The organism is Lunatibacter salilacus (assembly GCF_009797935.1).
GTDB classification, from domain to species: domain Bacteria; phylum Bacteroidota; class Bacteroidia; order Cytophagales; family Cyclobacteriaceae; genus Lunatibacter; species Lunatibacter salilacus.
Window position 1 is genome coordinate 89,004 of sequence record NZ_VOLC01000004.1, and the last position, 15,050, is coordinate 104,053.

General features: G+C 41.5%; 15 protein-coding genes. 9 read left to right on the forward strand and 6 right to left on the reverse strand.

The window, feature by feature from the left end; all coding sequences use genetic code 11:
• Positions 1 to 83: 83 nt before the first annotated feature.
• Positions 84 to 1,547: a sulfatase-like hydrolase/transferase gene (locus FQ608_RS07090; RefSeq protein ID WP_158857129.1), complete on the forward strand. Its 1,464-nt coding sequence runs from the start codon at positions 84 to 86 to the stop codon at positions 1,545 to 1,547.
• Positions 1,548 to 1,588: 41 nt separating this feature from the next.
• Here FQ608_RS07090 and FQ608_RS07095 read toward each other — a convergent pair whose 3' ends face one another.
• Positions 1,589 to 2,122 carry a VOC family protein gene (locus FQ608_RS07095; RefSeq protein ID WP_158857130.1) on the reverse strand — a complete coding sequence of 178 codons (534 nt, stop codon included), beginning with the start codon at positions 2,120 to 2,122 and terminating at the stop codon, positions 1,589 to 1,591.
• Positions 2,123 to 2,203: 81 nt separating this feature from the next.
• Positions 2,204 to 2,440 (reverse strand): hypothetical protein, encoded by a 237-nt coding sequence (locus tag FQ608_RS07100; RefSeq protein WP_158857131.1) that lies wholly within the window; start codon positions 2,438 to 2,440, stop codon positions 2,204 to 2,206.
• 196 nt (positions 2,441 to 2,636) lie between these two features.
• Between FQ608_RS07100 and FQ608_RS07105 the strand changes: the two genes are divergently transcribed.
• The 4 genes from FQ608_RS07105 (at position 2,637) to FQ608_RS07120 (ending at position 5,611) form a co-directional block, all read left to right on the forward strand.
• Complete coding sequence (locus tag FQ608_RS07105; RefSeq protein ID WP_158857132.1) at positions 2,637 to 3,074, forward strand: nuclear transport factor 2 family protein; 438 nt, start codon at positions 2,637 to 2,639, stop codon at positions 3,072 to 3,074.
• 316 nt (positions 3,075 to 3,390) lie between these two features.
• On the forward strand, positions 3,391 to 4,437 hold the full coding sequence (locus tag FQ608_RS07110) for a ThuA domain-containing protein (protein ID WP_158857133.1): 1,047 nt from the start codon (positions 3,391 to 3,393) through the stop codon (positions 4,435 to 4,437).
• Between the two features lie 17 nt (positions 4,438 to 4,454).
• The gene (locus FQ608_RS07115; RefSeq protein WP_158857134.1) at positions 4,455 to 5,063 is read left to right on the forward strand and encodes a Uma2 family endonuclease; all 609 of its coding nucleotides are present in this window, start codon (positions 4,455 to 4,457) and stop codon (positions 5,061 to 5,063) included.
• A gap of 281 nt (positions 5,064 to 5,344) precedes the next feature.
• A complete protein-coding gene (locus FQ608_RS07120; RefSeq protein WP_158857135.1) occupies positions 5,345 to 5,611 on the forward strand; it encodes a hypothetical protein in 267 nt (88 codons plus the stop codon).
• 107 nt (positions 5,612 to 5,718) lie between these two features.
• Here FQ608_RS07120 and FQ608_RS07125 read toward each other — a convergent pair whose 3' ends face one another.
• On the reverse strand, positions 5,719 to 6,903 hold the full coding sequence (locus FQ608_RS07125; protein WP_158857136.1) for an aldo/keto reductase: 1,185 nt from the start codon (positions 6,901 to 6,903) through the stop codon (positions 5,719 to 5,721).
• 265 nt (positions 6,904 to 7,168) lie between these two features.
• Here FQ608_RS07125 and FQ608_RS07130 point away from each other — a divergent pair, with 265 nt between their 5' ends.
• Positions 7,169 to 8,602 carry a mandelate racemase/muconate lactonizing enzyme family protein gene (locus FQ608_RS07130; protein ID WP_158857137.1) on the forward strand — a complete coding sequence of 478 codons (1,434 nt, stop codon included), beginning with the start codon at positions 7,169 to 7,171 and terminating at the stop codon, positions 8,600 to 8,602.
• Between the two features lie 114 nt (positions 8,603 to 8,716).
• On the forward strand, positions 8,717 to 9,652 hold the full coding sequence (locus FQ608_RS07135; protein WP_158857138.1) for an RraA family protein: 936 nt from the start codon (positions 8,717 to 8,719) through the stop codon (positions 9,650 to 9,652).
• A 133-nt stretch (positions 9,653 to 9,785) separates the two neighbouring features.
• On the opposite strand, the gene FQ608_RS07140 is transcribed toward FQ608_RS07135, so the two are convergent.
• Together FQ608_RS07140 and FQ608_RS07145 are read right to left on the reverse strand one after the other, a co-directional pair.
• Positions 9,786 to 10,397 carry a Uma2 family endonuclease gene (locus tag FQ608_RS07140; RefSeq protein ID WP_158857139.1) on the reverse strand — a complete coding sequence of 204 codons (612 nt, stop codon included), beginning with the start codon at positions 10,395 to 10,397 and terminating at the stop codon, positions 9,786 to 9,788.
• A gap of 187 nt (positions 10,398 to 10,584) precedes the next feature.
• Positions 10,585 to 11,739, reverse strand: a complete 1,155-nt coding sequence (locus FQ608_RS07145; RefSeq protein WP_158857140.1) for an ATP-binding protein — start codon at positions 11,737 to 11,739, stop codon at positions 10,585 to 10,587.
• Positions 11,740 to 11,803: 64 nt separating this feature from the next.
• Here FQ608_RS07145 and FQ608_RS07150 point away from each other — a divergent pair, with 64 nt between their 5' ends.
• Positions 11,804 to 11,983, forward strand: a complete 180-nt coding sequence (locus tag FQ608_RS07150; RefSeq protein ID WP_158857141.1) for a hypothetical protein — start codon at positions 11,804 to 11,806, stop codon at positions 11,981 to 11,983.
• Positions 11,984 to 12,068: 85 nt separating this feature from the next.
• Here FQ608_RS07150 and FQ608_RS07155 read toward each other — a convergent pair whose 3' ends face one another.
• On the reverse strand, positions 12,069 to 12,704 hold the full coding sequence (locus tag FQ608_RS07155; RefSeq protein ID WP_158857142.1) for a DUF2459 domain-containing protein: 636 nt from the start codon (positions 12,702 to 12,704) through the stop codon (positions 12,069 to 12,071).
• A gap of 354 nt (positions 12,705 to 13,058) precedes the next feature.
• On the opposite strand from FQ608_RS07155, the gene FQ608_RS07160 reads away from it, so the two are divergent.
• Complete coding sequence (locus tag FQ608_RS07160) at positions 13,059 to 14,990, forward strand: alpha-galactosidase (RefSeq protein ID WP_158857143.1); 1,932 nt, start codon at positions 13,059 to 13,061, stop codon at positions 14,988 to 14,990.
• Positions 14,991 to 15,050: the final 60 nt, after the last annotated feature.

A 15,050-nucleotide genomic window follows, 5' to 3' on the forward strand; every position in this document is an offset into this window, starting at 1 on the left:
GTTGACCCCTAGCATATTTTTAAATCATTAACATGATTGCGGATTACCATTAGTATATTTATAGCTCAATAAATAACCTAATTATGAATAGCAAAATACTCCTTCTTGTTATCATCCTTTTCATATCAGGAGGTTCCCATGCCCAAAATACTCCTGAAGAAAAACCCAACTTTCTCTTTATCTTCTCCGATGACCAGCGCTATGACCTGATCGGTGCGCTCGGGCAACATGAGGTGCATACTCCTAATTTGGATAGATTGGTTAAGGAGGGTTCCACTTTTACCCATGCCTATAATATGGGTGCTTGGAACGGAGCCGTCTGTGTGGCAAGCCGGGCAATGATGATTAGCGGATTGTCTGTCTGGGATGCCCACCGAAAAGAAAGCGATTTCCAAAACAGAGCTGACCAAAAACAATTCTGGCCCCAGTTATTGGAAAAGGTGGGTTATGAAACTTATATGACCGGCAAATGGCACGTGAAAGCCAAAGCTGAAAGCATTTTCCAAAATGTAGTGCATGTAAGACCAGGTATGCCCAATCAGACGCCTGAAGGCTATGATAGGCCCAAAAGTGAAGCAGATACCACCTGGCAACCATGGGATAAAAGTTTTGAGGGTTTTTGGCAAGGGGGCAAACATTGGTCTGAGGTGTTGGCGGATGATGCGCTGGGTTTTTTGGATAAGGCCGGAAAAAGTGAATCCCCTTTTATGATGTACTTGGCGTTTAATGCTCCCCATGATCCCCGACAGGCCCCCAAAGAATATGTGGACATGTATCCCGTGGAAAGCATTGCCTTGCCACCCAGCCACATGGATATGTACCCTTATAAAGACAGCATTGGCTTGAGTGAAAAACTAAGGGACGAGGCCCTCGCACCCTTTCCCAGGACGGCCTACGCCGTTAGGAAAAACATCCAGGAATATTATGCCATTATCACCCATATGGATGCTCAAATCGGGAAAATTCTGGACGCCTTGGAGGAAACAGGGAAAATGAACAACACCTATATTCTTTTCACTTCTGATCACGGTCTTGCGGTTGGCCATCACGGATTGATGGGCAAGCAAAATATGTTTGATCACAGTATAAGGCCCCCCTTGCTGATAAGCGGTCCGGATATACCAAAAGGCAAAAAATTTGGTCAGCAGGTGTTTTTGCAGGACGTAAGTGCCACCATGTTGGATTTGGCGGGCGTGGAAAAACCAAAGGAGATGGTTTTTAACAGCCTGATGCCCTATATCCGGGAGGGATCAAAAAGTGCCTATCCTGCTATTTATAGTTGTTACCTAGACCTGCAGCGTATGGTCAGGACTGATAACCATAAGCTGATCGTCTATCCAAAACTCAATAAACTGTTGCTATTTGATATGGAAAAAGACCCGGAAGAGCTGAGAGACCGTTCAGATGACCCCGCTTATCAACGTGTGAAAAGTGAGCTGATAGCGCTCTTACTCCAGCAGCAAAGTGATTTGAATGACCCTTTGGGGAAAATTGATTTTTCAAGTTATCAGAATAATAATGATAATAGGATTTCCAAGGGAAATTAAATCATTCGGATTGGCATATACATCTACATTTGCCCTAAGGCTTAATAATTTCCCGTATTGAGCTGTTCTAAAAGCTGATTTCCAGCTTCTGTCAATCCAATTATCTCAGTTGCAACTCCAATGTCGGTATAGGTGTCAAAAAAAGCAACTTTCGCTACGGGTAAAATAAGGCGTTGAATTTCCGTGACACCTTTTTTTTCCAACTGAGCAACTGCATCATCAAATTCTGGGGCTTGTACCATATAAGCGATATGCTGTATACCGCCATTCTTTTGTTGGGCCAGAAAATCGGTAAAGATGCTTTTTCCTGAAACCGGTTGGATCAACTCCAGCATGGTACCTCCGGACATGGCCAAATAAAGGTGAAATTCAAAATCGGCAGGTTGTCCATTATAAGTGCCTTCCAAATCCTGGGATCGTAAATTTTCCATTTTCATGAAATGAGGAACACCCATTGTTTCCTGAAAATATTTTGCGGATTCCTCAATATCTGGAACTACCCAGGCAACTTGCCCAAAATACTTTCCAAATAAGGTTTTTTCCTGTTCTTTAGTAGTTGCTTTTTCTTTTTTCATGGCTTATTAAATATTAATGTATAAGGGAATAAATTATTTCTTTGCGACATTTAGGCTCCATAAGATTCCTTTCGGAAATACTTACTTTTCCATATAAGGCATAACATCCAGTTGAAACCCTTCTTTCATACCCATTGCCCAGGATTGTTGGTCCATACTTACGGAATTTATCCAGTCCTCATCACTGAGAGAACTTCTAAAACTAATTAAAAGCCATGCGTCGGGTCCAGCTGTAAACCTTAATTGAGAAGGGCTATTTTCAATCACGTTTCTGATCACTTCTGCCACCACTATGGGGGGAACATGGTTGTTTAACAATGCAAGAATTAAAGCTAAAAAAATTACCCTATGTGTAGTTAGTACTCAGGTATCAAATGTTGAAACAGAGGTTACAACGTAGTAGTACATTTAATCCTAAAGCTAAATTAACCTCCTAAAAGGAACTAATTCGGCTGTCTGTATGTGATTTTTTCTTAATTTTAAATTTAATTATTAACCCAAAACACCTAGCACCATGAAATTATATTGCCATTTCTTAATTTTAATCGTATTTTTTGCCTGTGCCGGACCAACTAATGATGAAGATTCATTAGCTTCTGAGGTGCTTGAGCTGGAAAAAAAACGTTTCCGGGCTGTGGTGGAGGGCGATATTGATTTTCTTCAAGAGGTGATCAGTGAGGACTTATATTATATCCATTCAAATGGAGCTGTGGATACCAAAGACAGCTTTATAGGCCCCATTGCGACTGGTGACCGACGTTACGACGATATCACGCTCGAAAGTTCCCAGGTCAGACTTTATGGCAATACAGCCATCATTAATGGAGAATGCACCTACCACCGCAAACACCCAGATGGCACACCCAATAACCTTCGACTTAGGTACACGAATGTTTATATCAATATGGAAGGGGATTGGAAAATGGTAACGTGGCAGTCCTTTAAAATGTAGCTAGGCATAACATTTTGATTTTTCAATAATATGTACCCGAATTGAGTGACCATTAAAAAGGTCAGCCGTTTAAGGCCTGATTTAAAAGGAGCATGTCTTGGAACTGGCTAAAATCCGGGATATTCTCTATCTTTAGATTATCGATATCGACTGTATAGGGCGCTTCCCGAAATTGATGACACCCTGAAAACTGTTCTCGGCCGATGGGGTGATATAAACAAGGAATACGACTGGGAGCGGATTAAAAAGAAAGTAAATAGCGTGAGATTTTAAAATAATAGAAATACCGTTACTCTAAAAACATAAAATTAATCATATGAAATTTCTTCCTTATGTCGTAATGTTCTTGCTTTCATTAAATTTGAGCGCAACATCCGGTACTAAAACCCACTGTCTGTATAAGCCTGACACAGGCAAAGAAACCAAGGATTATAATGAACCAAAACGAAACGCTCCCTTAAAAGCTTTAATTGTTGACGGACAAAATAACCATGCTGTCTGGCCAAAATCTACCATAATGATGAAGCAGTACCTGGAAGAAACAGGACTTTTTCAGGTAGATGTTTATAGGACCAAGTTTACTTGGGGAGCAGAAAGGGAAAAGGAGTACCTGCCATTAGCCGGAGTTGGAGAAACAACAGATCTGGAAAACCCGCAACAGGATCCGAATTTCTTCCCAGAATTCAAGAATTATGATGTTGTAATATCAAATTTCGGATGGAAAGCTGCAGATTGGCCTGAGAACGCCCAAAAAGCGTTGGAAAATTATATGTCCTCCGGTGGAGGGTTTGTGTCTGTGCATGCCGCAAACAATTCATTTCCTGACTGGCTGGAATACAATAAAATGATTGGTCTTGGTGGTTGGGGTGATCGTACCGAAAAAGACGGGCCCTATGTGTATTATACTAATGAAGGCGAACTAATACGTGATATTTCTCCGGGAAAAAGTGGCGCACATGGACCAAGTCATATTTTTCCCATCACACTTCGCATAAAAGACCATCCTATCACTAATGGAATGCCGGAAGTATGGCTAACCACTGAGGATGAATGCTATGCCCAATTGCGAGGACCAGCCGAAAATATGACCATACTGGCTACAGGCAAGGATGTTTCGGGCAAAGCTCCTACTGACCGGCACGAACCAATGCTAATGGTGGTCGACTACGGCGAAGGGCGAATATTTCATACCGCACTCGGGCACGATGATTTCTCCATTGAAAGCGTTGGTTTTATCATCTCATTTTTAAGAGGTGCGGAATGGGCCGCTACCGGAAAGGTCACCATACCCATACCTCATGATTTTCCTACAGCAGAAGAATCCAGCAGCAGGGTTTTTAAGCTAAAAAATGATAGCAAATAAAATTGAAAATTTGATACATGGAAGGCAAAAAACCCGATTTAGTTAAGGAACCCGATTTAGAATACGGTATCTATTCCTATGCCGACTACCTAACCTGGCAGATGGACGAGGTGGTTGAACTGATTAAAGGGAAAATGTTTAAAAAAGCTGCGGCCGCCCCCAGAAGGATTCACCAAAAAGTATCTGTCGAATTGACCCTGAGATTAGCCGGTTTTCTTAAAGGAAAAAAATGTGAGGTTTATACTGCCCCGTTTGACGTACGTTTTCCCACCTCATCAAAAGCAGATCAAAAAATATTTAATGTCGTACAGCCGGATATCTCTGTGATTTGCGATCCGGAGAAACTCGATGACCGGGGCTGTATAGGAGCTCCGGACCTGATCGTGGAAATTCTCTCGCCCGGCAACAGCAAAACTGAATTGAAGCATAAGTTCGAGCTTTATGAGTCAAACGGGGTTCGGGAGTATTGGATTATTCATGCTGAAACCCAGGATTTGCTAATCTATAGTCTTTCAAATGGAAAATATGAACCCTCACATTTGTTTACGTCCGGTGATGTGGTGGAGTCGAAGGTAATCGATGGGTTTAAGTTGGATTTGGAAGATTTTTTTGGGGATATCGAGTAATTTGATAAGGATATCGTCAGGGTGAGAACTGCCACGTATAAGTCATCGAATAACATTTTCCAATCGCCCATCGTTTATTTAACCATAAATGTTTAAATTTAACCATGAAATCGAGCATGACGAAGGCGACGAACGGAGGGATGATTATAATTGCGAGATTCCATGTGGCCATTAAAAAACAATTATAAACACATGAAATCGAGCATGACGAAAACGTCACACAGTGGGATGATTATCGTAGCGAGATTCCATCTGACCGTTAAAAATCAAATTATAAACAGATGAAAAATGAACATAAGATCGTGGAACTTCTTTCTGAAATGCTTATCCGGCAGGACAGGTTTGAAAGCGGTTTGGCAAAAATAACTTATGTAGTGGAAAAGCTTGTTCCTGCCATGGATCAGCTTGGAACAGCCGTGGATCAGCTTAGAACAGGCCTGGAAAAATTAAGCAATTCCCAAGAAAGACTGATAGCCATTCAGGAAAGGCAGGAAAAGATTTTGATAAACATATTAGAGGTTTTGGCAGACGAGAGTTCGATGAATTGATTGAAATGGAACAAATGGGAGGAAAAAAGGTGGTGCTCAGAAAAACAAAGTGAAGTTAAACCAATAATAAAGTACCAAACTCTATTCAGGACTGATTTCGCATAGAATTAACCCGGTTGCAACTCTACCTTTTTACCGGCAATTGAAAGGTTGTCATCCACGTGTTGTTCATCCCAAAGATTGGAGATTACCGCTGATATATTTTGGTTTTGCAATGCCCAAATATAAGCCTTTACTGGAGCTTTCATTTCCCCAGGCACAATCCGTTGCACTTTTTGAATTCGCCATTCGGGTATGGGTTGCAGTGCTTTGTGTTGGGTAGCCACCGCCATGGCAGCTTTCATGGCAATTATTCCCATGCCGCTTTCTTTGGCCAATTCGATTTCTCTTTCCATATATCCGCCATTGATAATGTTATAAGCTACCATGGCGACCTCATAACGCCCAGTTTCTCTGGCGGCCCGTAATACTCCCGCTGGATCATTATGGCTTGACAATCCTAAGAAACGGACTTTTCCGTCTTTTTTAAGCTGTTCGAAAGTGGTAAAGGTTTCGTCAATTTGTACTTCTTCGGAGGATCCGGCACCGTGTGGACACATCAGAATATCGAAATAGTCAGTTCCGACCCGTTTCAGGCTGCCCTCAACGGACTGAACGATAAACTCCTTGAACTTTGGACTTCCTTCCACCTTATGGGCATAGTCAGCAGCCATGGCATTGCTTAGGTAGGTTCCTTCAAAAGAGTTCTGCTGTCCGGGCCAATAGGTTATAAAATAGCCGGGCTTATCCACATTCCGGGAAGCCCGCATTTCCCCTGCTCTTTTTTGATAATACTCCTTTCTATTACTAGGCAGTCCATCATAAATCTCCCGGTAAAGGTTATTTCTTACATTGGTATAGTTACTCACTTTGGTAGTCATAAACACCTTTTCCCGTTTGGCACTGTTGTCGATGATTTTACCGTAGCTTTCTTCACATTCGCCATTACCGTAGGCTGGAGCCATATCCAGGTAGTTTAATCCACGTTCCACGGCAAGTTCCGTCATACGCAGGTTACCCAGCCTAACCGGATCACCACCATTGACAACTTCGGAGATCATCAAGCCGGTATTTCCCAACTGCCTATAGGCCATGCCTGCCTGCTTGTTTCGCCATTCAGGTTTGATATCCGGTTGCAGGTGTGAAGCAAGTGTTTTTGTTGTTTTAGCATTTCCCAAAAAAGGAATGCCTAAACCTATAGCGGCACCTACTGAAATAAATTTTCTGCGATTGATATTGAAGTTATTTGGCATAATATCTAAATTTTATATCTACCTTAATTTTTGTTTAATCCAAACTTCCTACTAAAAATATCGCTTCTTTTAGCGTAAAAAGTATTTTTTTTCATTAATTTCAGACAATTAAAGTTTGAAAGGTTTAAGATACAAAATAGGACGGAGAATTTAAAATTTTTCAACTCAATAACCTAATAAAGAATGATTTGCGTTTTAAAACCTAACTTCTCCAAATAAATTATTGGAACATGTTTTTGATAAACCCAGATAATAACTACGATAAATGAAAAGTAAAAACAATCAAAGCCTTTCCCGGAGGGCTTTCCTTACTACCGGGGGAACCGCGATAGCGGCAGGTCTGACATACGGCCTCTCCGGTTCAAGTTTAGCTTCTGGAATTCCCAAAAGCAACTCTTCTGTTGGTAAGCTTAGTACCAGTAATACCATACCATTCGTACCGGGTGATTTTACCGAAAAGCGTTCCCATCCCGCTGAAGGTTTGGAGCGGGAAGACATCACCATCACGGACATCAAAGTCACCCCTCTATCCTATGTGCATAAAGGGGATTATCTGTGGCGGGTAGGTGGGCTGGTCGTTTGGAAATCTGATGCGGCCCTAGTCCAAGTGTTTACAAATAAAGGAATTGTTGGCATTGGGGAGGGCAGTCCCTATCGCGGTCCGGACAACTTGAAGAAATATACCGACACCTACATTACTCCTCTTCTGAAGGGGGCGAATGTCTTTGATGTTGATTTTATCACCAATAACCAAGGACACAATAGCATAGCAGAAGGGGCATGGGCAGGCGTCAACAATGCTATTTGGGATATAATTGGAAAAGCGAAAGGGCTGCCGGTATATAAAATTTTATCAGGCGACCGGACGCCCAGCAATAAAGTTCATATGTACGCCAGTGGTGGCGTGGAGCATGCATGGTATGACAAGGGTGATGAAGCGCTTATTGCAGAAGCACTGCGTTATAAAGAGGCTGGTTTCGATACGTTTAAATTCCGCCAGGGAACCAGTTGGAAATTCAGTGGCATGACAATGGAGAAATATATCCCCATTTTACAGCGTCTCCGCACGGCTGTCGGTCCGGATTTTAAACTCTGCATTGAGAAATTCCCATGGGACATGGATACTATTCTCAATCAGCTTTGTCCGGTGCTGGAAGATTTGAAATTTTATTGGTATGAGGAACCGGTTTCACCTTATGACCCCAAAGCCATTGAACAGCACATAGCCATAAATGAGGCCATGCCGTCTGTGATGATTTCAGGGGGTGAACCCTTGTGGAACCGACATCAGGTTTATCCTTTTACCAGTTCCGGAGCAATGGATCTCATCCAGACTGACCCTAATTTGACCGGGATTACCGAAGGGTGGCATATTGGACAAATGCTGTACAAACAGGGTAAGAAATACAGCCCACACAATTGGGTGGGTGGGCTTACCACCATAGCCAGCATACACTTGGTGGCAGGGGTTCCAAGTGGTCATATGTGCGAAACTAATATGACCCACAACCCCTTGAAATGGGAAATATTCAAGGACCCTTATGAGATAAAAAACGGCTATTTGACCATTCCTGATAAACCTGGATATGGAGTGGAATTGGTGGATAATATAGAGAAAAAATTCCCTTTCGAACCCGGATTTTATGGTAAGCCCAACCCCGTCATGGATGGAGCGGATATCCCACTCTGGTGGAGTTAAATGCGAAATTTGAATAAAATTTCTACTTCAAAGATTAAAGGCTGATTCAAGTGAAAGCCCTTTTCAACAAGATATATCATTTCTAAATAGGTCACCTGATAACTACATTCAACTATGGAAAGCAGCCGAATTAAGTTACTATTTATTCCATTTTTCTTTGTCCTATGTTCCTTTCTGCATGCGCAATCACTTACAATGGAAAGGGAGGAAATGATTGGATTGACTCCCGACTGGGAAGGAGAAAGATATCCGGATGGAAGGCCTAAAGTACCTGACGATATTTTAAAGAGGATGAAACAAATTTCTCTGGAACAAGCCTGGTCGGTACTGAGAGGAGCAGGTTATTCCCAACAATATGAAACTGACTGGGAAAATATTTATCCCGGAGAAGTATTGGTAGGTAGGGTCCTAACTGCCCAATACATGCCCCTTCGTCCCGAGATAAGAAAACACTTGGAAGAAAAGGGGGCGGAAGAAGGACGAATAGGAGATATGGTATCGTGGCCGATCGACATGCTCGAAAATGGAGATGTATATGTGGCTGATTCCTATGGTAAGGTAGAAGACGGACCTATCATTGGCGATAACTTAGCTACCTCCATTGCGGCCAAATCAGGGAATGGGGTAGTGTTTAACGGAACGGTGCGGGACCTTGATGGGTTGATGGAAATTCCCGGCTTTACCTCCTTTATCAGGGGATCCCACCCCTCTTACCAGCAACAAATGATGTTAACCGGGATAAATATTCCAATCCGAATTGGCCCCGTCACGGTGATGCCCGGGGATGTGGTACTTGGAAAATTGGATGGGGTAATCTTTATCCCTCCCCACTTGGCTGAAAAAGTGGTGAAAACGGGGGAATTGATTTTGTTGAGGGATAGGTTTGGCCACCAACGGCTGCGTGAAGGGAAATATACACCAGGACAGATAGACGCCCGCTGGAACGATGAAATAGAACGGGATTTTTCCCAATGGATGGAGGCCAATATGGATGATTTGCCTGTGCCAAAAGAAGAAATTCAGGAGTTGTTAAAGACCAGGACATGGTAATAGTTTCGTCGGAGAGCTTTATGGTGTAAGAGTTTACAAACAAAAATAGTGGCATGATTGAATTAGGATTGCATAGTTAGCGACAGTTGCTTGTTATAAAAATAGAATCTCTCATATGCCGATTGCTAATCAATCAGGTGATCTCGGCAAAAAATGGTTCTAAGTCCAGTTCGAAACCTAAAACTACTGAAGATTTTGCCCTATCACCGGACGTTAGTAAGCGGGAACTTTGATATTTGCCCCTAACCAAGGTGTAAATCAATAGTGTCTGCCCTAGCGCATCCATCAGCCAATATTCCTTTACTCCAGATTCTTCATACACCTCATATTTATGTTGGAGTTCAAGTTGCTTGTTACCGGGAGAGAGTACTTCCACCACCAGGTCAGGGGCTCCGATACAGCCTCTGTCATCCAATTTATCTAGATCGCAAACTATGCAGATGTCGGGTTGTACAACGGTATATATTTTATTATCTTTTTTGGATTTTACAGGAAGGCGAACGTCAAAAGGGGCAACATAGGCTTGGCACTGTTTGCCTTTTAGGAACATGTTCAGTTCTGTGAGTAAGTTTCCCGTCACTCTTTGATGAATTCTGCTTGGAGCTGCGGCCGCCCTTTTGAAAACTTTCCCCTTAATCAGCTCTACCATTTCTTCAATATTCCAAGACAGGTAATCCGCATAGGTATACCGCCCATAATTCAAATCGGGTTCTTTTACGATAGATTTGGCTTTCTCCTTTTCCATATTTGAATTTAACAAATTATGGACGAATCGTATCTAATTTTTATGCAAATGTTTATTCACCAACGTTTCATTGTAAACTACTACCATGGGATTGGGGTCGTTTTAGACGTTGAATTCGAGGAGGGCTAATACAAAATGTATTTTTTTGCTAAAAAGCATGAAAATTATAAACCCCGTGAAGCAACACTTAAATTGTATGCAGATCTTTAAAGCCAACTATGGTAACTTGACTCCGTTTCTGTGATTCGTTTCCACCATAAACCAGGAAATTGGAGACATCGGGTTTGAATCCTTTAAATTGGTCTAGTGATTTGAAAAAATCGTTATGTAGTGTTTTTCCTGATTTTACCTCTATTGCAATAAGCTGTTGACCTCTTTCTATGAGGATGTCGATTTCATTTCCAGAAACATCTCTCCAAAAAGAATAATTTTCATGAGTGTTGTTGTTCCACGTTTGTTTAATTTTTTCCAATAGTATTAAATTTTCAAATACCTGTCCTTTTGCAAAATGTATTTCCAAATCATATTCGGTCCTTATACCTAATAAATAAGCCAACAAACCAGTGTCGTAGAAATAAACTTTTGGAGTCTTCACAATTCGTTTGTTAAAATTATTGTGATAAGGCTTTAGTCGGAAGGCAATAAATGATGCCTCCAGAAGACTCATCCATGAATTGATGGTCTTATTGTCTAAACCCAATTCATTCCCCAAACTGCTCTGATTTAACAGTTGCCCAGTTCTACCTGCTAGTAGATGGATGAACTTTTGAAATACATCCAAATTGGTTATGTTTTTAATTAATCTCACGTCCCGCTCCACGTAAGTTCTTACGTAATTTGCGTAAAAATCTGTGGGGTCAATGTCATTCACCCATTTTCTGGGGAATGAACCATTTAATGCATATTCCTTCCAGTTTTCGAATAAATAGTTCCCTTTTTCAAGTTCCTTCAAGGAAAGCGGCAACAAATTAAATAAGGCTACCCTTCCTGCCAAGGACTGGGAGATACTTTCCAACAATAAAAAGTTTTGAGAACCGGTGATGATATATTCGCCGTTTTTTTGACGTTGATCAGTGTAAACCTGTAAATAAGAAAACAAGTCTGGAGCATATTGAATTTCATCGATGATGACACCATCTTGATAAGTTTCTAAAAATCCCTTCGGATCGGATTTGGCAAATTCCCTTTTTGAAATGTCTTCCAAATTCACATACGTAAAATCGGGTTTAAGTAATTTACATAAAGTTGTTTTACCCGACTGCCTAGGTCCGGTGATAGCCACTATCGGATATTTACCGAGTGCACTGGAAATTTTACTCGCTATTTCTCTTTGTATTTGCATTATTTATGTAAATTTAGGAATTCAATTCCCAATTAGCAAATAATCTTGGTTAATACTTCGGTTTTTGTCCGTTGATATTATCGCAGCCTTGCAGGCTAAAAAATGGGTAAGTTGGGAGAAGGACAAGGAGAAACTACTTTATAAAAGCCTGCGCTTCAAATTGGGCGATATTGTAATGCAGGCTCAAGATCAGCTTAAAAGACGCCAAAATGAAGGAATGGTCTCTTATTGTGATTTTTTGTAATAAATGATCTATATTAACGAATCAATAGGACGTAACTCAAAATTTCATGAAAATTACTCACCTCTCATTCTTATATCTTGTCCACCTATTCCCCTTCCATCACCAATTCACCAAATTCCGCCACCTTTCTCAGCACGCTTCCAGTAGTCTGTTGCCAGATGGGACGAATCGGAAAACCCGCCCTTTTCAAGGCTTTTGCAACCCAGACATTTGAGTTGTTGGGAAAATAGTAGGATGAGCTTCCCTTGTAAAAATAGCTGTCTTTATAAAATCCATCCGCGACAGGTATGATTTTTTTGTTTTCATCCAGCTTGAATTCGCCTACCAAAAAAAGGCATAGCTGATAAAGCTGATCATCATTGAGTTCAATTTTTACTACATCCGTCTTAAAATAGAAGTCTTCTAACTTCCAATGAATTGGGTTTATGTGTAATGCGGAAGAAGTAGGCCAGAATACAGCCTTAAATGCATACCAAAGGTTAAATCCCGGATGCGTAAAAAAATCTTCATCTCCCCACCCTATTTCCAGATAAGGTGCTTTTGAATAATTATGTCCTTCATGCCAGAGGCTATCAGGCAAAGCGTAGCCTGGGATAACGATTCCGGTATGCCAGCTGATACTGCTGACATAGATGACATGAAGTTCTTTTGTTTCCTCCTGAAAGCGGTCAGGAGGACCCAAAAGAAGCAAAATCCAATAAAAACTCAACAAGGTTGTCATAATACGTTTGGCTTAATCAAGAATTGAGTCTTGAGATGGTGTTGGCTTGAAAGCTTTTATCAACACTATAATTATCCCTATTACTTTTAAATTAGGTTTCATAAGTAATTTTTAACCTGTTAATTTACTCGTAAATTAATCTAAAACATAACATCCGCTCACCAAGCCTCTTAGTCATTAGTTGTGAGGATTGAATTGCAAAAAATTATGAAAAAAAGAAATTTCGTCCTCGGGCTATTATGTCTTTACACTATTTCGGTTTCCTACAGTTTTTCACAACAAACATTCAAAGACTGTAGCGCCTATCTTCGAAATGATACTTTGGTTATACAAAACTCCAAAATTAAGTACTCCATGCTTTGGAATAAGGGGAATTTTATACCTCACGCTATAGCAGATGGTAACGGCAATCATCCGGTGACTTTCGTTGGTAATGAGCCTGCATTCGACTTGGTGAATGCTCCTTTCAGGGAAAATAGGGATATTCAAATCAATTTTATGAAACAAAGTATCCACGCTCCAGCCCATCTACGTGTGAAGGTGCTGAATGAGCATGATGCTTCTGTGAAGGTACTGCGTGTTTTTAAGATATTCCCGGAGACTTCGGCCATTACCATGGAAATTTTCCTGCAATATGGGGTTTTGGCTCAGCAAGCAGATACCGAAAAAGTAAAGCTGGATGGCACCGAAAGCTTTTTTAAACAAAGCCCAGAAGATAAGGACCCTTACCTACAGCATTTTGGACTTGCTTTTCCCCATTGGAAACATAAAGTGATTAGGTTTAGGGATGTGACCGATAGAAATGATAACCTCGTTGACGAACAAACTATCATGCCCTATGGTGCTGGCCGGCAACTTCAGGGTAATTTATTGCTGTCTAGGGATGTGATTAATGAGGTGGGATTTTTCTTGCTCAAGGAGGGTCCTAATGGAGATAGTCAGATTAATTATCCGGGCTACGATTATTCCCTGTCCAAAACCAATATCACTGTACCTTTTTCAGGTTTTCCCTTTAACGCTCGGGATGGGGAATGGGTGAAGGGATATCCCTTGACAATAGGTCGTTCGGAAAGGGGAACTCCAGTAGAATGGGCCTTACGGGAATACTTGAAAAATTCCGTCAATTATGATCCCGAAATGTATGAGATGGTCATGATGAACACCTGGGGAGATAGGGGACAGGATGGAAAAATCAGTGAGGAATTTGTTTTAAAAGAGTTGGATGTAGCGAGAGAACTTGGAGTTAGTCATTACCAACTGGATGATGGCTGGCAGCAGGGGCTTTCCAAGAATTCTGCGAGCAGCGAAGGAAAACTGTGGGAGAGGTGGCTTCCGGAAGACTGGGAACCCCATACGATCCGGTTTCCCAACGGTTTGGACAAGGTGGTCGAAAAGGCCAACAGCTTCGACATTCGTCTTGGATTATGGTTTAACCCATCCATGGCCAATGATTTCGCCGCATGGGAAGACGACGCTAAAATAATCGTTGACCTGCATAACAGTACCGGCATCCAATATTTTAAAATCGATGGGGTTCAGATTCCCACAAAAGCAGCAGAAGTAAATTTGCACCGTTTCTTTGACAAGGTGAAAATGGAAACTGACAATAAGGTATTCTTTAATCTTGACCTGACGGCGGGAATCCGGGGCGGCTATTTTCTAACCAGATATGCCGGGAACTTATTTTTGGAAAACCGCTATACAGACTGGGGGAATTATTATCCATATAGAACCCTTCGCAATGTATGGATGCTTTCAAAGTATTTCCCTCCTGAGTTTTTACAGGTAGAGTTTTTAAACAAATGGCGCAATACGGACAAGTATCCCGCTAAAGACCCCTTTGCACCTTCCCAATACGATTTTGAATATGTTTTTGCCACTGCAATGGCGGGGCAACCGCTGGCATGGTTTGAGGCTACCGGACTTCCGGAGGAGGCTTTGGAAATCGGGGAAACAGTTAGAAAATATAAAGAGCATCAGGAAGATTTTCATTCGGGTTTTATATTTCCCATTGGGGAAGAACCTACTGGAAGCTCTTGGACGGGGTTTCATTCGGTAAATCCTGACAGGCAGGAAGGGTATGTATTGGTCTTCCGTGAAAAGAATGAAAGGCAGTCAGCGAAGTTTTCCCTTCCCTCGCTACAAGAGGGCACCTTTACATTTACGCACGTATTGGGAGGTGGCAAAGATTTCACCGCCGTGGTAGGTTATAATGAAGAGGTGGAGTTTTCGCTTCCGAGTCCAAACTCCTATCAACTGATGAAATATAAATTGGTTCGGCCTTAACTCACGTAGTTCACATTTTCAGAGGAAACTTATTTTCATCCAAAATAATAAAATTTTCAG